The sequence below is a fragment of the Ferdinandcohnia sp. SAFN-114 genome, assembly GCF_059415045.1.
The window spans coordinates 24,242-47,468 of record NZ_JBPFDQ010000040.1; the positions used below are offsets into that span (position 1 = coordinate 24,242).

Consider the following 23,227-nt stretch of genomic DNA (forward strand, 5'->3'; position numbering starts at 1 on the left):
CCCCTACGGTATATTTTAAATTAAAATTTTTTTATATTACGATTTATTTATGAATTTTTTAGTGCTGCCATGATGCTATTTGGATCATAGCCTAGTACCCATTTTCCATTTACTTCAGTTTGTGGTACACCCATTTGACCGGTTTTGTTTACAACATACTGCATCATTTCAGGTTTGGATTCAACATTAATTTCTGTAAAAGGAATATTTTGATCTGTTAAAAAATTTTTTAGCATTACACAATAAGGACAACGAGTTGTAGTGTAAACTTTAATAGTATTCATGACTTCATTACTCCTTTTTTCATTCATTTGTAATAGATTTTGTTTTTCCAGTCCAATTACTCATTCCTGGTATCACATTAACAACATTTTTGAAACCTTTTTTTGTTAGCTTTTGTGAAGCTAAGTCACTACGGTTACCTGTGCGACAAACTACATAGATTTCTTGATCTACATTCAGTTCATTCATTCTTTCCTCTAATTCTCCTAACGGAATAGAGATTGCCTCAGGAATATGACTAAATGCATATTCAGCAGCTTCACGAACATCTAGAACAAGAATATCCTTTCCAGAAGAAAGAGCAGCCTCAAGATCTTCGTTTGAAACAACATTCGGATGTTTTTTCTCTGCTACTTCTTCACCGCTAGCTTTACGAATATAATGTTTCAGTATATCGCCTTCTTCTATTGTGCCAAGGTATTGATGCCCAGTGCTCTCAGCCCATGCTTTAAGATCTGCTTTTGAACCTTTATCGGTTGCTTGTACCTCTAGGACCTGACCGCCCTCTATATTATTAATTGCTTTCTTAGTTTTCACAATCGGCATCGGGCAAGCCAACCCTTTTGCATCTAATACAAGATTCGTTTTTAATGACTCCATTTTATTACCTCCGAAAAAACAATTTTAACGTTAAATCATCAATCAAAATCATATTTGGATATCTGTTGTACATAAGTTGTATAAGTGTCCATGTTTAAAAGAAACTGTGCACCTTTATATACCTATAATGGTATTATACAAACTCAAAAAGATTACTCTACATTACCTTCCCAAGCGAGCATCCCGCCCTCCATGTTGATCACTTTGAATCCTTGTCCTTCAAGGAATTGAGAAGCTCTTCCACTTCTACCACCTGAACGGCAAACCATAACATATTCTTTTGACTTATCAAGTTCATGCATACGGAATTCTACTAATCCTAGTGGGATATTCACAGCACCAGGAATTTTTCCTGCCGTAACTTCATCCACTTCACGAACATCGATGATATTTAACGTTTTACCTTCGTTTAGTAATGTTTCAACTTCTTTAGCTGTTAGTTGTTTCATTTTGATTTCCTCCATTTTCAACAAGTTTATTTACAATTGTGATAGCTATCATTATCTCCAGGAACTCACGCCACCCTTAACATTTGTTATATGCTTAAAACCTAATTTTTTTAATTGCTTGCTGGCTTTTTGACTTCTCATACCACTCTGGCAGATCACAACTACTTCCTTATCCTTTGAAAGTTCATTCGCTTTTTTTGCAAGCTGATGAAGTGGCATGTTTTTAAACCCTTTGATGTGATAGCCTTTAAACTCACCAGGAGTACGAACATCAATAAATTGTTTGTTTTTGTCCTTTAATTCATTATTTAATTCAACTGTGTTAATACTTCTAATTCCTCTTGTAGGAATAAGACGTTGTACGATAAAAATTACAATTAGTGCAAAAACGATATAATTGATATATTCCATGTTCATTACCTCCTGTGTGCAATAAAGTCTCTTAGATAAACAAGTTTACATTTCCATCTTCAGCATCTGCTAAATAAGCCGCAACACCTGCTAATTCAACATTTTTTAGAAGTTCCTCTTGTTTAAGTCCAAGTAAATCCATTGTCATTGTACATGCAACGAGCTTGATATCCTGCTCTTGCGCCATTTCAATAAGCTGTGGTAATGGCAACGCATTATGTTTTTTTATTACATCCTTGATCATTTTTGGCCCCATTCCTGCCATATTCATTTTTGAAAGTCCTAGTTTATTTGCACCCCTAGGCATCATTTTGCCAAACATTTTTTCAATGAGGCTTTTGTCTGCTTTAATCTCTTCATCTTTACGTAAAGCATTTAATCCCCAAAAAGTATGGAAAATTGTTACTTCATGATCATATGCTGCTGCACCATTCGCAATAATATAAGCTGCCATTACCTTGTCATAATCCCCGCTAAATAATACGATCGTTGTTTTTTTTCTTTCAGTCATTCTTATTCCTCCCATTTACTCCAATGTATTAGCCTTTTTTTATATAAAAGTAAAGAACACCATTTTCCTCTTTTGTTTCAACTAGTTCATGTCCAGTAGATGCTGCCCATGCTGTTAAATCATTTTTTGCACCTTTGTCAGTTGCAAGAACCTCTAAGATTTGCCCTGACTCAAGACTATCAATTGCTTTTTTTGTTTTTACAATAGGCATTGGGCAAGCTAACCCTTTTGCATCTAATACTTTATCTATATTCATGTAGATAACCTCCATAGTTTTATTTTTACCTTTACCCCTATGGGTATAATGTTAACTAAAATAAAAACGGGTGTCAACCCTATTATTTCTTACTTATTATTCAAAATTTAAAGATGCTGTGATAAAAATCACATTTCCAATGTTATACCCTAATGGGTATATTGTCAACAGATAAAATAAAAAAGTTGGATGTTTTTTTCACATACACCCAACTATAGCTATTACACGCTTTTCTCAATACATCTTATTAGCCTTTCTTCAATATCCTTAGCAAGAGAATGTATCTTTTCATCCTTCATCATGGTAATAAGTGATGTCGGTCTCGGCATTCCAATACTCGTCGTTTCTTTTTCATTATAAACAACTATTTTACATGGTAGGAAGTAACCTGCCATAATGTTTTCATTAATAACTCTATGTGCTTCATGTGGATTACATACTTCAAGAATTTTAAACTCTTTTTGAAAATCAAGACCTTTTGATTGCAGTTTTTCCTTCAAATCGAAATTCCACAACACACCAAATTGTTCTTCTTTTAAGTTGTCCTCTAGGCTTTTTATAGCCTCTTCCATATTCTTTTTCGTTGTAACCGTATAATCAAACATCATGATTCCCCTTTACCCATTAATTTACGTCGGTTAAGACTGCATAGACTGCTTCATGAAGGATCTTAACAGTAGGTTGAAATCCATTGCTATGTAAAAAGTTCTCCATCTCCTTAGAAGAGATTCGTTCATGCAGTGGTGGCCCCATTTCAGATTCTACAGCTTCCCAATCTACAATAAGGAGTTTTCCTCCTGGTTTAATAATACGTTTTATTTCCTCTAGTGCCTTTGTCATATTTGGGATCTCGTGCATCACAAATGCAATGAAGGCCTTGTCTACAGTATCTTCTTCCATTTTTATATTTTCTAAATCACTTTGGATATAGGTAATATTTTCGATACTTGCCTTATTCGCTCTCTCTTTTAGAAGTTCTAACATTTTTTGTTCGATATCAACCGCATACACTGTATCTCTAGTGGTTTGCGCAAATGGAATGGTAAAAAAACCATTTCCAGCTCCCAAGTCGACAATCTTGTCACTTTCTGTTAGTCCAAGCATTGTAATGATTCTTTCCGGGTCAACGATCTTCTTTCTATCTGGATTAATTAATTTATCAGCCTTTTCAGGATTAAATCTGTGTCCAGCCATTTATCTCACCTCTTGTTTAAAATAATATATCTACCCAAATCTTGATAGATGTTGCAAGAATTAGTGCCGCTAATATCCACTGTAGAATCTTCGTATTTACTTTTTTACCTAGATTTGCTCCAAGTGGAGAAGCAATTAAGCTTGCAATAACCATAATTAGTGCTGGGAAATACTCTACCTGACCGGTTGTTAATTTTCCAATTGTTGCTCCAATAGAAGAAATAAACGTTATAGCTAATGATGAAGCAATTGTCATACGAGTTGGTATTTTTAAAACCACAAGCATGATAGGTACTAAAATAAATGCACCCGCTGCTCCTACAATTCCAGCACCAATACCTACTATCAGTGATAGAATTGCAGCCAACCATTTATTAAAGGTTACTTGCTCAAGTGGAATATCATCTATTCCTTTTTTCGGGATAAACATCATCACAGCTGCAATAACTGCAAGTATACCGTATACAAGGTTAATTGCACCCTCACTCAAAAGCTTTGAACCATATCCCCCTATAAAGCTTCCTACTAATATGGCTACTCCCATGTAAATAATAAGTGTCTTATTTAAGTAGCCACCTTTTCGATATGCCCATACCCCACCCATTGTTGCAAAAAACACCTGAACTGCACTTATTCCAGAAACCTCGTGGGCGCTAAACGCAGCTAATCCAAATAACGGTGGTATATATAACAGCATAGGGTATTTAATAATAGATCCACCAATTCCAACCATACCAGAAATAAATGAACCAATGAATCCAATTAAAAAAATCACAATTATAAAAGAGAAATCCAAACTCAAATCACCTCATTAGATGAGTGACCTTTAAGGTCAACACAATTCTTTTTTATCTTATCCAACTAATTAAGAAGGCTATTCATCACACCTCCTCTAACCCTTATTATTTCTTTTACAGGAGTTAAAATACGAAGTGATTTTTTCCACATAATTTCTTAATAGCCTGTGACAATGAGACTTGATATTATATAACAGTTGTTAAATCTTAAATTGGTTTTGTGCTTATCTGATTAAAAGAGGATTATGATTGTTTTCATAAAAATAGCTAGGAGTATTATTTTATTTCCTAGCTGTTAATCATTATTATTTTTTAATGTCAGATAATTTTTTTAAGTGATATGGCCTAAAGGCAAAGTAAACCAGAATGAATTATAATTCTGATTCGATATTAGCCCAATCTTCCCATTATGATGTTCAACAATTTCTTTTGAAATCGATAGTCCAAGTCCTGTTCCACCCGTTTCACTATTTCTTGAAGAATCAGTTCGATAAAATCTCTCAAAGATTTTTTCTTGGTTAAATTCTGAAATTCTTTGGCTAGGTCCACTTACGGTCACGAGGTATTCTTCATCTAATGCTTCTCCTTTTATGATAATTGGCCCTGTACCCTCATAATAACGGATTGCATTATCGATCAAATTACTAATTACCTGTGGAATCCCTCCATTGATAACAGTCACTTTTCCATAATCCGTTTGTAAATCTACTTTAATACCTCTCTGATCCAATAACCATTTAAACATTTCAACGGATTGCTCTAGCAATAAGCGCATATCTACCTGCTGTCTTTCAGTAAAGTTTTGTATGGACGCATAATCCCATTCTTTTAATATCTCAAACTGTTCAACCATATGCGTAAGACGTTTAGATTCTTTCTGAAGTGATTCATATAGTTTTGGGTTACCTTCAATGACCCCATTACTTAATGCATTTAAGTAACCATTTAAATTTGATAACGGCGTTCGAAATTCATGTGATAGATCCGAAATAAGTTTCTGTCGATATTGTTCATTATTCTTTAATTGCTGTACTAATTCATTAAAATGGAGAATAAGTTGTTCTATCTCTCCATCCGATTTCACTTTAATTGGCTCGGGATAATGCCCTTGCTTCATAATTTTTGTAGACTCTATCAATCTATTCAATGGTTTAATTAACTTCGTTGTTATATAAAAATGAACTACGCTACCCATTATGATTACACTGACACTAAATATCCATAAATATTGAAAAAGTGTCGTATTGAACTCATTTTGTTTTTGAGCATTAATTTGCCCCATGCCCTCAACCAAGAAACAAGCTGTGTTATAGATCGCCCAACTACTCAAGATGATAAATGTGGCAATAACTATAATATTTGTCAGTGTTAATCTCCATAAAACCTTTTTGGGAAAGCATGATTTTAACACTTTATCCATCAACAAATTTATACCCCATTCCTCTGACCGTTTGTATTCGTTTTGGAGAAGACGGATTATCTTCAATTTTTTCTCGTAGCTTTTTAATATGGGCATCGATCGTCCTATCTAATATCATTTTATCAGCATAGGGGTATAATTGATTTACTAAATCCTCTCTTGATAAAACTACATTCGGATTTTTTAAGAAATGATATAAAAGTTTGAATTCATGATTAGTTAAATTTAACTTTTTATCATATAAGATAACCTCGCCTTTTCTAGGTTTTATAGATAAACCTCCATATGTTATCTTTTGGCAAAATTGCCCTGTCCTCCTTAGAACAGCTTCGACATGGGCCAGAAGTTCATTAGGATCAAAAGGCTTAGTTAGATAATCATCCGCACCCATTTTTAATCCCTTTATCCGATCATCGATACGTGCTTTCGCCGACAACATAATAATGGATACCTCATTTTGCTCTTGTTCTCTAACCCACATACAAAAATCTTCTCCACTTAGCTTTGGAAGCATTAAATCAAGAATGATTAAACATGGATGGTATGTTAAGAAGGCATCTTTTGCTTGTATTCCATCTTCAGCTTCAATTACATGATAACCTTCCTTTTCTAAGTAAATTTTAATTAACTCGCGAATCATTTGATTATCTTCAACAACCAGTATGGATTGTGTCACATAGGTCACCTCTTGACTATTGTACTGAACAACAAGGCTTATTTCACCTTTTCGAATTCTTGAGCCATTGATTCATAATTCATTGCACCTATGGAAATAAATTGTATATGCCCATTTGAATCTACCAAATAAGAAGTAGGATATGCATATACTTCGTAAGTTTCTGATACACTTGAGTTTTCATCAAGCACTATGGGAAAAGTCAAACCATAATCCTCTACAAACTTACTAACATCTTCTTGACTCGGCTCAGTTGATGTTAAATTAACAGCTAATATCTCAATATCCTTTTTTTCATATAATTCTTGCATATCAGGCATCTCTGCTCTACATGGGGGACACCAAGTTGCCCAAAAGTTAATAAAGACTGGTTTACCTCTATAATCGGACAAACTCACAGTTTCACCATTCAAAGTTTTAAGCTGAAAGTCAGGTGCTAATTCACCCTTTGTAATTCCACTACCATCAGACGTTGTCACTACATCAGCATTCGTTTCTCCTTCTGATATAGTGTTTTGCGTTGTTGTATCGCCATTGGAAAAAACCGCTTCAAAAATCACCCAACTAAACATCCCGAATATGATTACAGCAAGAATAATTTTGTTTATTTTACTCAACTCTTTAACCTCCACCTACTATCCTAATTTCGATAACCATGTTCCTTCAACGATATCAAGTAAAAAGCCCGTAATTCGCGGCATCAAGCCTAAGAATAATACTAGGCCCATTAAAATCATAATTACTCCGCCCGTTTTCATAATCAATGAACTTCTGCGTACAATCCACTTTGTTGATCCGAGAAAGAAAGTCAATATTAGATAAGGTAAAGCAAAGCCAATAATATACATCATTGTATATACCATGCCTTGCGTGGGATTACTTGCGGCCAATAGCAAAATTGAACCGAAGATTGGTCCTATACAAGGCGTCCATCCAGCGGCAAAGCCAAGTCCCACAAAAAACGTCCCTACATATCCTGAAGGTTTTCTTGCAAACTGAAACCGCCTTTCCTTCATTAATAAAGAGATATTTAACCACCCCGCAACAAACAACCCCATTACAATTAAAAAGATACCTGCAATTCTCTGAATCAATAATCCTGTTTCACCGTTTAATATTGATTGAATCCATTGTCCGAAAAAAGAAGCACTTGCACCTAAGCTAATAAAAACGAGTGAAACACCTAATAAAAATACGATCGAATGACTTAATAACTTCCCGCGTATTTTAGTATTTTGTCTTTCATTTAGTTCTTTCACACTTATTCCAGTAATGTAAGATAAATATGCTGGGAAAATAGGAAGTACACAAGGTGAAAGAAAAGACAGTGCTCCAGCAGACATAGCTAGTAACATTCCTACAATTAATACAGTATCTGCTCCAATTACACTCAAAGAAATCCCTCTTTCTATTTGATAATAAATTAAAATATATATAATAGAAAAAATATCTATTTTATAGTCCCTAAAAAATATAATAAAAGTCCAATGTGAAAATTCTATGAAAATAACGAAATTCTTTTTCACTTTAAAAATTTGGTAAAAGCGTCTCTACTTCAGTAGAAACGCTTTTTTATAAGTCATATGAATGTTACTCACTTCAAAGGGAATAGGTGACTTTTTGCCACCTATCTTTTTGTTTGTTAACCTTTTTTAATCCAAAACTCTAGTACGCCATTTTCCTCTTCCTCTATAATAAATTCATGTCCGCCTGATTTCGCCATGCTGTTAAATCATTTTTAGCACCTTTATCGGTCGCTTGAATTTCCAAAACATCTCCTAATTCCAATGTGTCCATTTCTTCTTTGTCCTAACGATAGGCATAGGACAGGCGAGACCTTTACAATCCAACACCTTAGTTGATTGAACAGCATTGTGTTTCTCCTTACTACCTAACCGCACATCGATTTGGTCCAATTTCCATTTCCCGCTGTTGCTCTAGTTCCGGATTGATCTTACCCATATTTGTTTCGCGTATTTCCTGATATGAATTCGGTTGAGGAGGAAGATTTTCAGTTACAGTCCTTCTAAATTCATTTTCATCATGTATATTTAATCCATGATTTTCTTTATAGAGGACTCCAAGTTTCTCAGACACACTTCCATCATCATTCATTTCATGATGAGTCATAAAGTGTGCTGGGAGAACGAAAAGGTCATCTGCTAGTTCCTTATATCTCTTATATAAGGTATTTCGAAGATCACTTACCCAATCCTCAGCTTTTCCTGCAAGATCTGGGCGACCAATCGAATCAATGAATAAAATATCTCCTGTTAATAAATATTGATCATCCACGACAAAGGATGTACTCCCGATTGTATGTCCAGGTGAGTATACTGCTTTAATTGTCGTTTCTCCTACCTGATATTCATCACCATCTTGAATATGGTTATATTCATATGTGACTTCATCAGCATCCTTAGGTGGTAAATAATAAGTAGCACCATGTTTTTCAGCAAGTTTTCTCCCACCTGATATGTGGTCTGCATGAAGATGAGTGTCCAGTACATGTTTCATCTGGATGTTGTGCTCACTAATGAACTCCTCATATTGTTCGATCATTCGGTTTGTATCAATCATAGCTCCTTTGCCATTTGACTCGATTAGGTATGACAAACACCCTTTCCCAATACGAACAAATTGATAAATCGAACCACCATTTTTTAAGTCACCAATTTTTATCGGTTCTAAGTATTCACTCCATGCTTTCATTCCGCCTTCTATAGAAAACACGTTATTCGTGAAACCAGCTTCCATAATTTGATCTGCTACAAACTCAGAGGAACCACCTTTCGCACAAATGACATAGATGTCTTTGTCTCTTGGTAACTGGTCTTGAACTGGCTCAATTCCATCAATTAACTCGAAATAAGGTTTATTGATAACTTCCACATTTTCCCCTTCAATTTTCCAATCATCGAAATCATCCGTGTTTCTTGCATCGAGAATAAAAAGCTTCTCTTTACTTAGCACTTTTTTCACTAGTTCTTTTACTGAAATTGTTTGTGCCAAATTTGTCCCTCCTTAGAATGTAAGTGTTACGTCTGCATCCTTCGCATACGTTAAGAAGGTAACGGCTCCTCCTACATCAATACCTTCCACAAAATGCTCTTTTTCTAAGCTCATCACATCCATTGTCATCTGGCAGGCAATCATTTTGACACCCATCTCGCTTGCCATGGAAACTAATTCTTCAATTGGGGGAACATTAGCTTTTTTAAAACCCTCCTGAAAATGTTCTGTACCCGCCGGCATTGGTAGGTTTTTATGTCCTTCTTTATGAATGAGGTTTAACCCCTCAAATGTAAAAAAGATTCCTACTTCTGCATCGGTTGCTGCGGCAGCAGTAGCAATATTAAAAACCTTATATGCATCGAACATACCACCATTTGCAGCAATAATCGCTACTTTCATGATTCATTCCTCCTTATTTACTCTCGATTTGGCCTTTCCATTCTTTCATACCTGGGACAACATTTTTTACATGTTGAAACCCTTTCGCTGTAAGCTGTTGAGCTGCTAAATCACTTCGACTACCTGTGCGACATATAACATGAAGGTTTTCGCTTTTATCTAGTTCTTCAAAGCGTTTTTCTAACTCGCCTAAAGGTATATTAATAGCACCTGGAATGTGTCCAAATGCGTATTCAGCTGGTTCTCTTACATCAAGTATTGTAACTTTTTCGTTACCGTCAATTGAATTTTGAAGATCCTCGAGTGTAGCAACAGCATCATGTTTCTTCTCAGGCTTTTCCTCTTCCGACGTTGCTTTACGAAGATAATGCTTTAATGTATCCCCTTCTGTGACCGTTCCTAAATATTGATTACCCGTGTTCTCTGCCCATGCCTTGATATCTGCAGTAGATCCTTTGTCAGTTGCCTGGATCTCCATTACTTGTCCTGGTTCAAGTGTGGTCATTTCTTTTTTCGTTTTTACAATCGGCATTGGACATGCAAGACCTTTCGCATCAAGAACTCGATTCGCTGTTACTGTCATATAATAACCCCCTTTCAAGAGTATTATTTCTTATTAGGCAAATTGAATACCTTCAAGGGCACTTCCACAAATTTCTTCCGCTGATGTGATTTTTATCACATCTTTTATATTTACGTTGGACTAATATAGGGGTAGGGGTATTAACTAAAGATAAATTTTTCATAATAAGGAGAGATAAAAGATGGGTAAAAAAATTGTAGTTGTCGGTGGCGTTGCGGGCGGAGCTACTGCTGCAGCAAGACTTAGAAGATTAGATGAAAGTTCACAAATCGTTTTATTTGAAAGAGGAGAACATATTTCCTTCGCAAACTGCGGTTTACCATACTATATAGGTGAAACCATCCAAAAACGCGAAAAACTACTTGTCCAAACAGTAGATGGAATGAGTAAAAAGTTCAATTTGGATATTAGAAATGTCAGTGAAGTAACAAAGATTAACCGTGATACTAAAACTGTTTCAGTTAAAAATCTAAAAACAGGCGAGGAATATGAAGAGAGCTATGATGTACTAGTTCTCTCTCCCGGAGCAAAGCCACTTGTTCCACCTATTCCAGGTTTAAACGAGGCTGAGAACGTATTTACACTTCGCAATATACCTGATACTGATAAAATTAAAAGCTTTGTTGATCATAAACAACCAAAAGAAGCTGTTGTAATCGGTGGTGGTTTCATCGGGTTGGAAATGGCAGAAAACCTTGTTGAGCGTGGAGTAAAAGTTACATTAATTGAAATGGCAAACCAAGTAATGGCTCCACTTGATTATGAAATGGCCGCTATTGTACACAAACATCTCATCGAAAAAGGAGTAAATCTTCTACTTAAAGATGGCGTAAAAGCATTTGAAGATCAAGGTAAGACTGTTATTTTATCAAGCGGAAACAAAGTATCTACAGATATGATTATTTTATCTATTGGTGTTCGTCCAGAAAACACTTTAGCTGCTGATGCTGGTCTTGACGTTGCGGAACGTGGTGGAATTAAGGTAAATGAATACTTACAAACTAGTGATGAGTCAATCTATGCATTAGGTGACGCAATCGAAGTTGTTGACTTTATTAGCAGAATCTCTGCCATGGTTCCACTCGCCGGACCTGCAAATCGTCAAGGCCGGATTGTTGCTAATAATATTTATGGGAAAAATGAAAAATACCATGGGACTCTAGGGACAGCAATTGCAAAAGTATTCGATTTAGCTGTTGCCACAACAGGCAATAACGAAAAGGTATTACAAAAGCTTGGAAAAGATTACAAGGTGCTTCATATACACCCAGCATCACATGCAGGCTATTATCCAGGAGCACATCCAATCGCGCTTAAATTAATTTTCGAAGAATCAACTGGGAAGATCTTTGGAGCACAAGCAGTTGGTGCAGATGGTGTAGATAAGAGAATTGATGTTATCGCTACCGCAATTAAGGGTGGATTAACGGTATTTGATTTAACTGAGCTTGAGTTAGCATATGCTCCTCCATTCTCATCTGCAAAAGATCCAGTTAACATGGCTGGATATGTTGCTGCAAACATGATTGAGGAGGACGTTGAAACAATACAATGGAATGAAATCGACTCTATTATAGAAGATGGAGGACTACTAATTGACGTTCGGGAACCAAGTGAAAGAGAAGCTGGTTACATCAAAGGTTCAGTCAATATTCCATTAGGAGAAATCCGTGGCCGCTTAGAAGAACTACCTAAGGACAATACAATTTATGTATCTTGTCAAGTAGGGTTAAGAGGATATCTTGCTACAAGAATTTTAATGGCCAACGGTTTTAAAGTAAAGAATCTTGATGGCGGTTGGAAAACATATTCAGCTGTATATCATTAATTAGAAAAAGATCACAAAGTGTTAATCCGACTTGGGGACCTTTATTCTCCTTGGTATGAACTGTTAAGAATGTGTTGAAAAATCTGCAAAATAATATAAGGTGAGGATCCCCGATTGAAAAATTGGAGCCTTCTCACCTTTTTACCAGCATTTTATAATTCCGGTTTTTGGCCAACAAATTGAATAACATGTGCTAAGCCAGTATGTAAATCTCCCTCATATCGAATAGCTTCACCCATAAAGAAATGAACAATCCGCCAATCCGTAAAGGTTTGCAGGAACTCTTCCGGAGAATAAAGGAAATCGATATCTTTTGGTCCCCCGCTTTTATAGGGAAGTTGCTAAATTGAATATACTTCTGTTACAAAATACCCCCCTGGTTTTACTGCCTTTTTTACTCCCTCAAGTGTTTTTTTACGTATTTTCTTTGGGAAGTGTCCAAAAACACAAATAATTTTATCCCACAGTTCTGTTTCCCAAATAGCTTCATTTAAATCAACATACTCTGTTTGAACAGTTACCCCTTTGTTCTCGGCAAGCTTCCTTGTTTTTTACAGCCCAGATTCTGCATAATCCCAAGCAGTCACCCTCATTCCTTGTTCAGCTAAGAAAACGGCATTCCTGCCTTCACCTTCAGCAATAGCCAAAGCATCCCCGGATAATTGAAGTTTTTCCTGCATTTCGGATATGAACACATTTGGCTCTGTCCCATAAACATAATTCTCAGTTTGAAAGCGATTATTCCAATGGTTGTTCATAATATTCTCCTTTCTGGTCATAATCAAATATGTAAAAAAGGGCTAAAAATAGCCCTTTAACTTAAACACGAAGCACAGTAAACTGTCCGCCTCCGAATAATGTCTTTACATAATCAATCTTTGCATCATTAAAATATACTTGATCTCTTTCATTTATTAAAAAGCTGATTCCATCCTGCTCTATTATTTCATCATTTTCTAAAGCCGACTCTTCCAGAGTCAGACGAAGCTGCGGGCCCCCTCAGCCAACGCCCATGGAAAAGCGAATCAGCGGTTTTCTACCCTCATCAATGATATCTTGAACCTCTCTGGTAATGGCTGAAATTGCAGCATGTGTTACTTTGACCATTTTAACACCCCCATTTCCTTTTTTATAGTATCTGTATTTTTTGAATGATTAAAATGCCCTTATGGGTATATATATTAAAGAAAAAATATATCTTGTCAAAAAAATACAACTAGTACATGCCTTGAATAAAATAATTATTTTCAACTTATATCATAATAAATCTCTTCAAATTGGCTTGAATATATGTTTTTTGCGAAAAAACAATCAGCTTTTTCAAGTAGTTATCCTTCGCTATTTATGTTGAAATGTTTTATAATACCCTTATGGGTATAGGAGGTGAGAAAATGAAAGAACAATCGTATGGAAGTCATACCCGTTTTCAACCGTTGCAGCACTTTGTTTGGTTGCCATTAAGTTTCATATTGCTTTTGACTACAGCAATCTATAGTATTTATCAATTTATGAAATACGGCTTTTCTATGCAATTGTTATTATTATTTGGCGTAGTTGTACTGGCAATCATTCCCGGAATGCTTGCACGTATGTATGCTTTAACTTTACAAGATCGACTCATTCGTACAGAAGAGCAAATGCGTTATTATATGTTAACAGGCAGTCGTTTAGATGACAGCATTACGAAGGAGCAATTAATTGCATTGCGGTTTGCATCAGATGCGGAGTTAGTTGAATTAGTTGAACGTACAATTATTGAAAGCCTATCGCCAGATGACATTAAAAAGTCTGTAAAAACGTGGCGACCGGATCATCACCGTGTCTGATAGGTATCGAACATGCAAAGGAAGAATGTAAGTCGTCATGAACGAAGCGAAAAATATCTATATAAAGACATTATTGACTGTCTTTTTGACGTAAATTTGGTCTCCAACCTCATTGATATTTTTCAAAATATCGATGCAGGCATTGCCACCTACATTGCGACCATCGGGACGAGTCAATTGCCAATAGAGATCTTGTTTGACCAGAATGAAAATTCGAAACGCAATTTCCTAAATGTAAAGGTTTTACTAGAAGATACTTTAATTAGTAGATAAATAATATAAATTAAGGACCTCAGGTTAGGTCCTTAATTATAATTTTATTAAAGTTGTAGCATCATTACGGAATCAAATTTAGTCCTGGAATTGAACCCAACTCAAATAATGGTCGAGGTTTTTACTTGTTAATCTAAAGCGGGATGGAAATCGTAAAACAGCTGCCTTTTCCTTCCTCACTTTTTACATTTATTTGACAGCCATGAAGTTCGATGATTTTTCTCACAATCGACAACCCCAGCCCATTTCCTCCTCCTAAATGGCTTCTTGCCTTGTCCACCATATAGAATCGGTCAAATACGTATGGAAGGTCTTTTTCTGGAATCCCTTTTCCATTATCTTTTACATGAATGCGGACTTCTTTATCAACTATTTCCATTTTCACTTCAATTTTATCATTTTTATCGGAATATTTAATCGCATTAGTAATTAAATTTTGCCATACCTGTTCAAACAAATCCTGGTCAACCTTAACTTTGCAAGGCTTGAGATCGAGTTCAACATCAAGATTTTTTTCCGGCCATAACGGTTCCAAAACGAGAACCGTTCTACGTAGCTGTTCATCTAATTGATACTCCACCGGATTGAAAGGATGGTTTTCTGAATCGAGTGAAGCAAGCCGAAGTAAATGATCACTAAGCTTCGAAAGTCTTAAGGTTTCCTCATAAATAATATCCAGATGTTCTTTTTGCTGTTCTTGTGGAATAACACCGTCTCTAATCGCCTTTGTAAACCCTCGAATCGATGTGATTGGCGACTGGATTTCATGAGAAACATTACTGACAAAATCATCTCGCATTTTATCAATTTTTTGAAGTTCACTTGCCATATGATTAAAACTGTTTATTAATTCCCCGAGTTCATCATTCTTTTTATATTTAAGCCGAACGGATAAATTTCCTGTTGCCATTTCTTTCGCTGCACTCGTCAGTTTTCTTACTGGTTTAATAATGTAGTTAGAGGCTAGCAGAATAAACAGACTGCCAATAATCAATACCAAAATAAGACTAATGAGTATGATGCGCTGGATAGCCTCCGAAAAGTAGGTAAAGTCCACCTTTACGATCAATGAACTTCCACTATCATCAATATTCGGTACTCCAATAAATCGCACAGGACCTTCCTTTTTATTTAAAAAGAACGGCTCTGTTATATCAGTCTGAAATAGCAGTGAAGTTTCTTCCTCTGTTAATGAAAAAGGCAGTAAATGTCCTTCTTTTAAAACTTCACCATGTATATTATATTTAGATAAAATTTCCAGCACTTGATTACGCCTATCGGGTTCAGCTACCGCAAGAAGATCAGCAATGTCACTTGCAATCGTTAAAAACGGCTCGTCAATGCTAATTTCCCTCTCCGAAATCAATCGAGTAATTCCAAATGATAAAAAGAGGCTAAGGAGTATAATCATGATAAAAGTAGCGACTATTTGAATACGCAGGTTTTTTTTTAACACCCTATTTTTCCTCCAACCGATATCCGAGCCCTCGAACAGTGGTGATTATTAAAGATGAGAAAGACTCAATCCGCTGACGAAGGCGATTAATATGAACATCCACTGTCCGTTCGTCCCCTTCATAGTCTATTCCCCAAAGGCTTTCAATCAATTGTGTTCGAGTAAAAATCTTACCTGGCGAACTGGCCAGCATAAAGAGTAGTTCACATTCTTTCTTTTTTAGCGATACCGTTCCTTCATTTGAAGAAACGGTCAAGGTCTCAAGGTCAATTTTTGTATGACCAATTTCGATTGTCTTTGATGTGGAAATATTGTAGCGCTTTAAAAGGGATTTAACCCGGAGGACCAACTCCACAGGGTCAAAGGGCTTCACCAAATAATCATCCGTTCCGGCCTGAAACCCTTTAACTTTATCCATCGATTCGCCTTTTGCTGTTACCATTAAGATTGGAATATCCAAGTACCTGCGAATATCTTCCGTTAATTCGATGCCATTTACACGTGGCATCATGACATCGACAATCATTAAATCGACTTTTGTATGGGACACATAATCCAATGCTTCCTTTCCGTCCTTGGCCTCCACTACGGTGAATTGACTATTTTCAAGATAAAGCTTTATCAACTTCCGAATATGCGGGTCATCATCCACGACTAAAATCTTATTCATTTTGCCCCCTCCGTTCATCTATTTATTCCCTATCATACAATGTAATGAAAGGGTTCTGTCCTGCTTTTTATTCGTATCGAAGGGACTCCATTGGATCGAGTTTAGCTGCTTTAGAAGATGGGAGTAATCCTGCAATCACACTAATCAAAATGCTGGCTCCGATTCCAAACAGCATGTATTCATTTGTCGGCTGAATCAGTTCAGTACCGAAGCTTTTGGACGTCAAATTATTCAAAAGAATACTAATAAGCTGGGCTCCTGCAACGGCTATTCCACCACTCAACAGACCCATAAGAGCAGACTCTGAAAAGAAAATGCGGCGAATATCTTTCTTTCTAGCACCAATCGCCCGTAGAATCCCAATTTCCCTCGTTCGTTCCACTACACTTATATAAAGGACGACTAAAATCATAATACCAGATACAAGCAGGGAGATAGCCGCAATTCCAGCTAACAGCCATGATGCCATATTCACATACGTTGTTACTTGTTCCATCATACTTGCAATCGGAGAGCTTACGAAGCCGGCTTTTTCCACATCTGCTTTAATTTTTTCTACATCTTCCTGTTTTTTTGCATACGCATTAAGCTGTACAGGTTGCAATAGTAACTTCTGTTCGCTGTATGCATCTTCTAGCGTCGTATACGATACGTACGCACCTGCTCCTTCTACTGGCCCCATATCTTCCTGAGCATATATGCCCGAGATGACTAGCTCTCTTTCCACTATGACAGGCTGATTATTTTCTCCCATTTCATTAATAAAGAGTGTAACGGATTCTCCTACGAGGGACTCATATGTCTCTTCACTGGATAAACTTTGTGCAAAAGAAGTCGTCAGCAATACTTCATTCTTAGATGGGAGTGTTCCCTTTTCAATATTATCTTCATTAATTGTATCAGTTATAGTTCCCATTGATGCCAGTTCATAATTCTCTTCATTGTATACAACATTCGTTTTTCCCCTGATCGTTGTCACTTTTTCTACTCTCTCAACATTTTCTAAGTTGCTGACCTTAGCTATGTCTTCATCTGAAAATGACTCACTCCCCGTTTGTGGATTAGGCCGTAACTCCTTCTCTTGTGTAGTCTCTTCTTCATTCTGCTTTACCACATCAACAAGAAGGGGATTCAAATTCGTGTTAATTTCATTATTCATATAGTCTGTAACACCGTTTCCTAAAGACAACATTAAAATAACACTGAATATTCCGATGGAACCTCCCAAAGCGACGAGAATATTTCGTCTCGCCTTTAATTGCATATTTTTCATAGCCAGCTTAAAAGAGTCGATCATACTTAAATTTTTTCCTTTTTTCTGTACCGTTTCCTTCACAGTGGTGTATCGCTCTTTTAATGACTGATCTTCTTTAATACTCCCATCCTCAACCGTTATAATCCGACTACCAAAATCAGCTACCTTTTGTGAATGCGTCACTGTAATAATGAGAACACCTTTTTTCGCTATGGAATCAAGCAGCTCAAGAATTTGGCCGCTTGTTTCTTGATCGAGTGCGCCTGTTGGCTCATCCGCTAAAATAATCTCAGGGTCATTGGCTAGGGCACGTGCGATCGCAACACGCTGTTTTTGCCCGCCAGAAAGCTGATTGGGCCGTTTTTTCGCATGATCCTGTAAACCCACTTCTGCCAAAATTTCCAATGCATGTTTCGTTCGTTCTTTTACGCTTTTATCCATCATTTGCATGGCAATCATCACATTTTCAAACACAGATAAATGAGGGATTAAGTTAAAGCTTTGAAAAACAAATCCAATTTTTTCCTTTCTAGGCATCGATTTCCTTTTCTTTCATTGCCCGCAGCGTTTTCCCCTGAACAATGACGTCTCCTTCATAATCTGAATCCATCCCGCCGATAATGTTCATTAATGTAGATTTCCCCGAACCGGATTCTCCTAAGATAGAAACAAATTCACCACTTTCAAAGTTTATATTCACATCGCGCAAAACGGATACTGATTCTTTTCCAGCCAATTTATATGATTTATTTATATGTTTTAATTCTAGTAGCTTCATTACTATTCCTCCTAAACTTCTTGCTTAAAAATTTTCATTTTTTCCCCCTAGTGAAGTTCGACCATATGGTATACCAGTCCAATCATAAAGGCTATGCCTAGAAGAGTATGTGACAATCTCACATATTTGGTTGTGCGTACTTTTTGATTTAATTTATATCCAAATAAAACCATCAAAATCATGACCACGAATGCAAGGATCCCGCTGAAAACTCCATTCATGTCACTCGGTATAAAAAGAAGGAAGTAAAGACTGTGTGCCGTTCCCGCAGCTACTACAATCCAACCAAACAAAGTATGCCTTTTTTTGAGAAATTGCCAAGTGGAGAAAATCCAGCGGAGATTTAGAACTTTACTCTTCTTTACACCCATCCAGACCTTTCTAAAAATTATGAGAAACACAGCTACAATGCCAAAAATTTGCGTCATTTTTGTTAGAAAAGCATCTAAGCCAGTCCACATACTTTTCGGCAACAATCCTATTAATGAAAGGGTCCCTCCTAGGACCAAAACAACACTTAATACAGCTACAAACCAACTAAACCTCTTTAAATAACGCATATGGTTTATAGACTTACTTTTTTCCATGATAGTTACCTCCCTTTTTCCTCCGCACACAAAAAATATCATATTTATATGAACTGAAAATAAACTCAAAAAACCTTTCTATTAAAAAAGGTTATCTTTCTTTATGAAATGATGATTTAGAAGATAATGCTTAATGCTTGGTTAATTTGTAACCTCATCAAAATAAAGGAATGTTGACATCAGGAGTGAACATAAGATATTTCTATTGGTTGACTAATATTAAAAGAAAGAATAATATGGACATATTGAATCTGTAATTGGAGGTGGAATTTTGAAGTATTCCAAGGCAACGAATTATGCGCTTCATACCATGGTATTTTTAGCTTTAACACCAAGCGGAAAAACAATTGGAGTACGTCCTTTGGCAGAAATTCAGAAGGTGTCGCCAACTTATCTTTCAAAGGTTTTAACAAAGTTGGTAAAAGCTGGTTTTGTTGAATCGGCGCCCGGGGTAAATGGTGGGTATAAAATAGTTAAAAATATAAGGGATATTACTTTTTTAGAAATTATCCATGCTATTGAAGGATCAGCGTCATTATTTAATTGTAGTTTAGAAAATGATTTACACAATAACCATAAATGCTTAATTCAAGAAGTAATGGAGAAAGCAGAAAGAAAAATGGAAGAACATCTTAAAGAACAAACATTATTAGAAATTATAAAAAATGTTGATGATAAGATTATTTCACATATAAGATCTGAATCACGTTAATTTTTTCAATTAAAGATATTCTATTAGGTCTTCCTTAAGGTAAATTTTGGTTCATTTTACCGCAATTAAGGATATTAAATATCTTTAATATCTCATTTAATATTCGATAAAAAAACGGCGTTAAAACAATTTATTAGCGGAAAGAAAAGCAAATAAGTTAGTCGGAAGTATTCTTTCGACAAATTTCGGGGCGTCACTGGACTTCAACCAAGTAAATCATTCGACAAATTTCGAGGGGCACTGTGACCATAAAGGAGCTGACACAATGTTTAAATTTCAAACAGAGGATATTCAAAAAATTGCAAGTTCAGAAAGTCTGCAAAAGGCTTTATATAGACGAACTTTACTTGTTATTTTACTATCGCAAACGCTTGGCGGGGCTGGATTAGCAGCAGGTATTACAGTTGGTGCATTACTTGCTCAGCAAATGTTAGGTGTTGAAAGCTTAACAGGGTTACCCACCGCACTATTTACTTTAGGTTCCGCCCTGTCCGCGTATGTTGTTGGACGAATTACAAATTCTTTTGGAAGAAGAATTGGGCTTTCTTTTGGCTTTATTGCCGGGGGACTTGGAGCACTCGGTGTCGTAGTAGCAGCAAATTTAAATAGTATTCTGCTTTTATTCATTTCGTTATTTATTTATGGCGCAGGTACATCAACGAATTTACAAGCACGGTACGCTGGTGTCGATTTAGCAAAAGCAAATCAACGCGCAAAAGCGGCTAGTATCGCAATGGTAGCAACTACACTCGGTGCTGTGGCTGGTCCTAATCTGGTTACGCCAATGGGGCACGTAGCTGAAGGTTTAGGTATGCCAACACTTTCAGGACCATTTTTACTTGCAATGGTAGCTTATACTTTGGCGGGACTTGTATTCTTTCTATTTTTAAAACCCGACCCATTAATGGTAGCACGTGCAATCGAAGAAAATAATAAGACAAAGGCAGAAACGTCTACTATAGATCATTCTAAGCAACAAGTTCAGCGTACTGGAGTTATGATTGGAGCGAGTGTATTAATTTTATCTCATATTGTCATGGTAGCCATTATGACAATGACACCGGTTCATATGCAACACCATGGAAGTGGATTGTCTGCAGTTGGATTAGTAATCGGCCTTCATATTGCAGCAATGTATCTCCCTTCTCTAATTACAGGTTCACTTGTTGATAAAATCGGACGTATGAAGATGGTTATAGCATCTGCTGTTACTTTAACAGCTGCAGGGTTATTAGCAGCATTAGTTCCAGGAGAATCAGTTGTATGGCTAACTATTTCACTTGTTTTGCTAGGTTTAGGCTGGAACTTTGGTTTAATTAGTGGAACGGCAATTGTTGTTGATTCAACTACTGTTCAAAACCGTGCTAAAATACAAGGATCCATTGACGTTGGTGTAGCAATTGGTGGGTCTGCCGGCAGCATATTATCAAGTTTTATTGTTGCGTTCTCTAGTTATACGATATTAGGTTTTATCGGTGCTTATCTATCATTCATGTTAATTCCAGTCATTTTATGGGTAAACACGAAAAAAAGAAATGCAATAAAGACTATTAACATGTAAATCTATAACGTTAGTGGCTTAATAATCAAAAAGATTTATAACTTAGCCCTTGATAAGGCCAAATTCACGTCTATACAACAATTTGATCGATTCTTGCCCATGAAACGTTCTATTTCCCCTTCCATCATGTTAGATGCCGCATATCCGGCTTTATTTCCAGGATCTTTGGCTGATTAATTTGGTGGTGCATAAGATTTATGTTTTTTCTATTTTACCTTTTTTAAAGAAAGCTCTGCTAGTGGTTAGTGTTGATTCTATATAAAAAAACTGGACTTCCATACTTTTGGAAGTCCTGAAAATGTAGTTTTGCCTTGTTGCACTAACTCCCTCAATGAAGAAAGCGAAATCTGCCGATTTCTCTCGTTTTCTTAGATTTTCATATTAGCTTGTTTTTAATAATCTATGATTTAGTGGATATTATTATCTATTTAGGTAAATGTTGGACCGTTAGAGTAAAAAGACTCTTATTCAACTAGACCAACCTTAAGAAAAAATTGGTAACAATGTTAAAATATGATCGCACATTTGGATGTCCACATGTCTCACGGAGGTCAACCCTCCCATGTCTCGCAGAGTCATTGCTCTAAAATTCCTTCGTCCAACCTTACCATGAGGTGGATGTCAGTCATGCTGCTCCACAGGGTCCATGCCCGAAGTTTAGTTGCTTTGCTGACTAATCCGTGCTTCATTTCGATAGAATACTAATCATAAATAATAAAAAGTAAAACTACTTAAAATCTATATTTATTGCGTCTTTATGCGGCTTCTTTCACAGTCTGTAACTCTTTCATATGAGGAATGTCCTTCAACATTCTTTCTTCATTAAATTCAAATTGTTTCTTTCCAATCGCAAAGAATATACGAATCAATTTATTACACAAAGCAATGAGTGACTGCATCTTCTTCAATGGATTATCTGGTCTTTGAGTATAGTAAGCATGTAATGCTTTAAACGCTGTATTCTTAGCAACTAGAATCATACATACCCTAAACAGGAGGGCTCGTAGTTTCCTTCTACCTCTTTTGGTAATTGTGGTTTTACCCTTATGTTTACCTGAAGTATTCTCTTTAAGGCTTAGACCAGCTAGTTTAATAAGTTGGCGGGGATGAGAATATTCACTTAAATCTCCAACTTCTGCGAAGAAACCCGCAACTGTATCTCTTCCAACACCTTTTATAGCCAACATTTGTTGGACACCAGGTATCTGATCGATTAATGTATCAATCTTTGAATCCAATTCTTCGAATTTAAGTTGAACTAATTCATACTTATCAATTAATGTTTTAAGCTCTAATTTGGCCATATTTGCGCCTTGTCTAAGTCCTATGGACTTACTAGCTGCATGTTTTAACTCTTGAATTTTATTAAGACCAACACTACGTTTTACAGTTTTTCTTAAATGCATTAATAAGTCTTGATCAGAGAACTTTACTAATTCATGCGGTAACGCAAAAAGCTTTAAGAACTGTAACGCTGCCTTTCCCTCCCACTTTTTAAAGACCGTAAGGAACTCAGGAAAATAGCGATCTATCCAGTTATGAATCTGCCCTTGGACAGTTTGAAGATCGTCAGTCAAGAGATCACGTATTTTTTTAGCCACTCGGAGTTCTGCATAAACTCCTTGCGGAATTGTTGGTTCAGCATATCTCCCATCCTTAACTAATTGTGCAATGACTTTGGCATCCTT

The 23,227-nt window shown here is 36.2% G+C and carries 27 protein-coding genes and 2 pseudogenes; 5 read left to right on the forward strand and 24 right to left on the reverse strand.

Translation table 11 applies throughout. The features are described from left to right. Positions 1-47: 47 nt before the first annotated feature. The 17 genes and pseudogenes from ACR65M_RS14090 to ACR65M_RS14170 all read right to left on the reverse strand — a co-directional run bounded on the left by ACR65M_RS14090 (position 48) and on the right by ACR65M_RS14170 (position 10,593). Positions 48-284, reverse strand: coding sequence for a glutaredoxin family protein (locus ACR65M_RS14090; protein WP_341330237.1), 237 nt, complete (start codon positions 282-284; stop codon positions 48-50). A gap of 19 nt (positions 285-303) precedes the next feature. Continuing rightward, entirely contained in the window at positions 304-882 is a 579-nt protein-coding gene (locus ACR65M_RS14095; protein ID WP_341330236.1) for a sulfurtransferase TusA family protein, read from the reverse strand. A 152-nt stretch (positions 883-1,034) separates the two neighbouring features. Beyond that, the gene (locus ACR65M_RS14100) at positions 1,035-1,331 is read right to left on the reverse strand and encodes a rhodanese-like domain-containing protein (RefSeq protein WP_341330235.1); all 297 of its coding nucleotides are present in this window, start codon (positions 1,329-1,331) and stop codon (positions 1,035-1,037) included. A gap of 51 nt (positions 1,332-1,382) precedes the next feature. Further along, positions 1,383-1,742 carry a rhodanese-like domain-containing protein gene (locus tag ACR65M_RS14105; protein WP_341330234.1) on the reverse strand — a complete coding sequence of 120 codons (360 nt, stop codon included), beginning with the start codon at positions 1,740-1,742 and terminating at the stop codon, positions 1,383-1,385. Positions 1,743-1,773: 31 nt separating this feature from the next. Further along, positions 1,774-2,253: a DsrE/DsrF/DrsH-like family protein gene (locus ACR65M_RS14110; protein ID WP_341330233.1), complete on the reverse strand. Its 480-nt coding sequence runs from the start codon at positions 2,251-2,253 to the stop codon at positions 1,774-1,776. 28 nt (positions 2,254-2,281) lie between these two features. Beyond that, positions 2,282-2,509: a sulfurtransferase TusA family protein gene (locus ACR65M_RS14115; protein ID WP_440273627.1), complete on the reverse strand. Its 228-nt coding sequence runs from the start codon at positions 2,507-2,509 to the stop codon at positions 2,282-2,284. 221 nt (positions 2,510-2,730) lie between these two features. Then, on the reverse strand, positions 2,731-3,114 hold the full coding sequence (locus ACR65M_RS14120) for a DUF302 domain-containing protein (RefSeq protein ID WP_341330231.1): 384 nt from the start codon (positions 3,112-3,114) through the stop codon (positions 2,731-2,733). A gap of 19 nt (positions 3,115-3,133) precedes the next feature. Then, entirely contained in the window at positions 3,134-3,703 is a 570-nt protein-coding gene (locus tag ACR65M_RS14125; protein ID WP_341330230.1) for a class I SAM-dependent methyltransferase, read from the reverse strand. Between the two features lie 16 nt (positions 3,704-3,719). Further along, complete coding sequence (locus ACR65M_RS14130; protein ID WP_440273628.1) at positions 3,720-4,499, reverse strand: sulfite exporter TauE/SafE family protein; 780 nt, start codon at positions 4,497-4,499, stop codon at positions 3,720-3,722. A gap of 332 nt (positions 4,500-4,831) precedes the next feature. Next, the gene (locus ACR65M_RS14135) at positions 4,832-5,920 is read right to left on the reverse strand and encodes a sensor histidine kinase (RefSeq protein ID WP_440273629.1); all 1,089 of its coding nucleotides are present in this window, start codon (positions 5,918-5,920) and stop codon (positions 4,832-4,834) included. Next, positions 5,913-6,596 carry a response regulator transcription factor gene (locus tag ACR65M_RS14140; RefSeq protein WP_440273630.1) on the reverse strand — a complete coding sequence of 228 codons (684 nt, stop codon included), beginning with the start codon at positions 6,594-6,596 and terminating at the stop codon, positions 5,913-5,915. Before ACR65M_RS14140 ends, ACR65M_RS14135 begins: the two co-directional genes overlap by 8 nt. A gap of 38 nt (positions 6,597-6,634) precedes the next feature. Continuing rightward, complete coding sequence (locus ACR65M_RS14145; RefSeq protein WP_341330226.1) at positions 6,635-7,213, reverse strand: TlpA family protein disulfide reductase; 579 nt, start codon at positions 7,211-7,213, stop codon at positions 6,635-6,637. 18 nt (positions 7,214-7,231) lie between these two features. After that, the gene (locus ACR65M_RS14150) at positions 7,232-7,990 is read right to left on the reverse strand and encodes a cytochrome c biogenesis CcdA family protein (RefSeq protein ID WP_440273631.1); all 759 of its coding nucleotides are present in this window, start codon (positions 7,988-7,990) and stop codon (positions 7,232-7,234) included. 248 nt (positions 7,991-8,238) lie between these two features. After that, positions 8,239-8,497: pseudogene (locus tag ACR65M_RS14155) on the reverse strand (sulfurtransferase TusA family protein). Next, complete coding sequence (locus tag ACR65M_RS14160) at positions 8,484-9,608, reverse strand: MBL fold metallo-hydrolase (RefSeq protein ID WP_341330224.1); 1,125 nt, start codon at positions 9,606-9,608, stop codon at positions 8,484-8,486. The pseudogene ACR65M_RS14155 and the gene ACR65M_RS14160 overlap by 14 nt, the downstream one beginning before the upstream one ends. Positions 9,609-9,620: 12 nt before the next feature. Next, positions 9,621-10,010: a DsrE/DsrF/DrsH-like family protein gene (locus ACR65M_RS14165; RefSeq protein ID WP_440273632.1), complete on the reverse strand. Its 390-nt coding sequence runs from the start codon at positions 10,008-10,010 to the stop codon at positions 9,621-9,623. 13 nt (positions 10,011-10,023) lie between these two features. After that, entirely contained in the window at positions 10,024-10,593 is a 570-nt protein-coding gene (locus ACR65M_RS14170) for a sulfurtransferase TusA family protein (protein ID WP_440273633.1), read from the reverse strand. Positions 10,594-10,774: 181 nt separating this feature from the next. Between ACR65M_RS14170 and ACR65M_RS14175 the strand changes: the two genes are divergently transcribed. Further along, on the forward strand, positions 10,775-12,421 hold the full coding sequence (locus tag ACR65M_RS14175) for a CoA-disulfide reductase (RefSeq protein WP_440273634.1): 1,647 nt from the start codon (positions 10,775-10,777) through the stop codon (positions 12,419-12,421). A gap of 152 nt (positions 12,422-12,573) precedes the next feature. On the opposite strand, the pseudogene ACR65M_RS14180 reads toward ACR65M_RS14175, so the two are convergent. Further along, positions 12,574-13,179: pseudogene (locus ACR65M_RS14180) on the reverse strand (class I SAM-dependent methyltransferase). 633 nt (positions 13,180-13,812) lie between these two features. Between ACR65M_RS14180 and ACR65M_RS14185 the strand changes: the two are divergent. Continuing rightward, on the forward strand, positions 13,813-14,247 hold the full coding sequence (locus ACR65M_RS14185; RefSeq protein ID WP_440273635.1) for a DUF6526 family protein: 435 nt from the start codon (positions 13,813-13,815) through the stop codon (positions 14,245-14,247). 12 nt (positions 14,248-14,259) lie between these two features. After that, positions 14,260-14,520, forward strand: a complete 261-nt coding sequence (locus ACR65M_RS14190; protein ID WP_440273636.1) for a hypothetical protein — start codon at positions 14,260-14,262, stop codon at positions 14,518-14,520. Positions 14,521-14,653: 133 nt separating this feature from the next. On the opposite strand, the gene ACR65M_RS14195 is transcribed toward ACR65M_RS14190, so the two are convergent. The 5 genes from ACR65M_RS14195 to ACR65M_RS14215 form a co-directional block, all read right to left on the reverse strand. Next, positions 14,654-15,976, reverse strand: a complete 1,323-nt coding sequence (locus tag ACR65M_RS14195; protein ID WP_440273637.1) for a sensor histidine kinase — start codon at positions 15,974-15,976, stop codon at positions 14,654-14,656. A gap of 1 nt (position 15,977) precedes the next feature. Further along, on the reverse strand, positions 15,978-16,646 hold the full coding sequence (locus ACR65M_RS14200; RefSeq protein ID WP_440273638.1) for a response regulator transcription factor: 669 nt from the start codon (positions 16,644-16,646) through the stop codon (positions 15,978-15,980). A gap of 67 nt (positions 16,647-16,713) precedes the next feature. After that, on the reverse strand, positions 16,714-18,438 hold the full coding sequence (locus ACR65M_RS14205; protein WP_440273639.1) for an ABC transporter ATP-binding protein/permease: 1,725 nt from the start codon (positions 18,436-18,438) through the stop codon (positions 16,714-16,716). Beyond that, on the reverse strand, positions 18,431-18,679 hold the full coding sequence (locus ACR65M_RS14210; RefSeq protein WP_440273640.1) for an ATP-binding cassette domain-containing protein: 249 nt from the start codon (positions 18,677-18,679) through the stop codon (positions 18,431-18,433). The genes ACR65M_RS14205 and ACR65M_RS14210 overlap by 8 nt, the downstream gene beginning before the upstream one ends. Positions 18,680-18,726: 47 nt before the next feature. Then, complete coding sequence (locus ACR65M_RS14215; RefSeq protein WP_440273641.1) at positions 18,727-19,266, reverse strand: hypothetical protein; 540 nt, start codon at positions 19,264-19,266, stop codon at positions 18,727-18,729. Between the two features lie 271 nt (positions 19,267-19,537). On the opposite strand from ACR65M_RS14215, the gene ACR65M_RS14220 reads away from it, so the two are divergent. Both ACR65M_RS14220 and ACR65M_RS14225 read left to right on the forward strand, forming a co-directional pair. Continuing rightward, positions 19,538-19,978: an Rrf2 family transcriptional regulator gene (locus tag ACR65M_RS14220; protein ID WP_440273642.1), complete on the forward strand. Its 441-nt coding sequence runs from the start codon at positions 19,538-19,540 to the stop codon at positions 19,976-19,978. 265 nt (positions 19,979-20,243) lie between these two features. After that, on the forward strand, positions 20,244-21,539 hold the full coding sequence (locus ACR65M_RS14225; protein WP_440273643.1) for an MFS transporter: 1,296 nt from the start codon (positions 20,244-20,246) through the stop codon (positions 21,537-21,539). Between the two features lie 755 nt (positions 21,540-22,294). On the opposite strand, the gene ACR65M_RS14230 is transcribed toward ACR65M_RS14225, so the two are convergent. Beyond that, positions 22,295-23,227: transposase (locus ACR65M_RS14230; protein ID WP_440273644.1), on the reverse strand; the 933-nt coding region annotated here is incomplete at its 5' end.

Bases quoted from the DNA above. Each gene is read 5' to 3' on its own strand.
- ACR65M_RS14170 (WP_440273633.1), bottom strand. From the start codon at position 10,593: ATGACAGTAACAGCGAATCGAGTTCTTGATGCGAAAGGTCTTGCATGT.
- ACR65M_RS14165 (WP_440273632.1), bottom strand. From the start codon at position 10,010: ATGAAAGTAGCGATTATTGCTGCAAATGGTGGTATGTTCGATGCATAT.
- ACR65M_RS14115 (WP_440273627.1), bottom strand. From the start codon at position 2,509: ATGAATATAGATAAAGTATTAGATGCAAAAGGGTTAGCTTGCCCAATG.
- ACR65M_RS14185 (WP_440273635.1), top strand. From the start codon at position 13,813: ATGAAAGAACAATCGTATGGAAGTCATACCCGTTTTCAACCGTTGCAG.
- ACR65M_RS14190 (WP_440273636.1), top strand. From the start codon at position 14,260: ATGCAAAGGAAGAATGTAAGTCGTCATGAACGAAGCGAAAAATATCTA.
- ACR65M_RS14225 (WP_440273643.1), top strand. From the start codon at position 20,244: ATGTTTAAATTTCAAACAGAGGATATTCAAAAAATTGCAAGTTCAGAA.
- ACR65M_RS14135 (WP_440273629.1), bottom strand. From the start codon at position 5,920: ATGGATAAAGTGTTAAAATCATGCTTTCCCAAAAAGGTTTTATGGAGA.
- ACR65M_RS14100 (WP_341330235.1), bottom strand. From the start codon at position 1,331: ATGAAACAACTAACAGCTAAAGAAGTTGAAACATTACTAAACGAAGGT.
- ACR65M_RS14205 (WP_440273639.1), bottom strand. From the start codon at position 18,438: ATGCCTAGAAAGGAAAAAATTGGATTTGTTTTTCAAAGCTTTAACTTA.
- ACR65M_RS14090 (WP_341330237.1), bottom strand. From the start codon at position 284: ATGAATACTATTAAAGTTTACACTACAACTCGTTGTCCTTATTGTGTA.
- ACR65M_RS14210 (WP_440273640.1), bottom strand. From the start codon at position 18,679: ATGAAGCTACTAGAATTAAAACATATAAATAAATCATATAAATTGGCT.
- ACR65M_RS14120 (WP_341330231.1), bottom strand. From the start codon at position 3,114: ATGTTTGATTATACGGTTACAACGAAAAAGAATATGGAAGAGGCTATA.
- ACR65M_RS14125 (WP_341330230.1), bottom strand. From the start codon at position 3,703: ATGGCTGGACACAGATTTAATCCTGAAAAGGCTGATAAATTAATTAAT.
- ACR65M_RS14095 (WP_341330236.1), bottom strand. From the start codon at position 882: ATGGAGTCATTAAAAACGAATCTTGTATTAGATGCAAAAGGGTTGGCT.
- ACR65M_RS14200 (WP_440273638.1), bottom strand. From the start codon at position 16,646: ATGAATAAGATTTTAGTCGTGGATGATGACCCGCATATTCGGAAGTTG.
- ACR65M_RS14105 (WP_341330234.1), bottom strand. From the start codon at position 1,742: ATGGAATATATCAATTATATCGTTTTTGCACTAATTGTAATTTTTATC.
- ACR65M_RS14215 (WP_440273641.1), bottom strand. From the start codon at position 19,266: ATGGAAAAAAGTAAGTCTATAAACCATATGCGTTATTTAAAGAGGTTT.
- ACR65M_RS14175 (WP_440273634.1), top strand. From the start codon at position 10,775: ATGGGTAAAAAAATTGTAGTTGTCGGTGGCGTTGCGGGCGGAGCTACT.
- ACR65M_RS14110 (WP_341330233.1), bottom strand. From the start codon at position 2,253: ATGACTGAAAGAAAAAAAACAACGATCGTATTATTTAGCGGGGATTAT.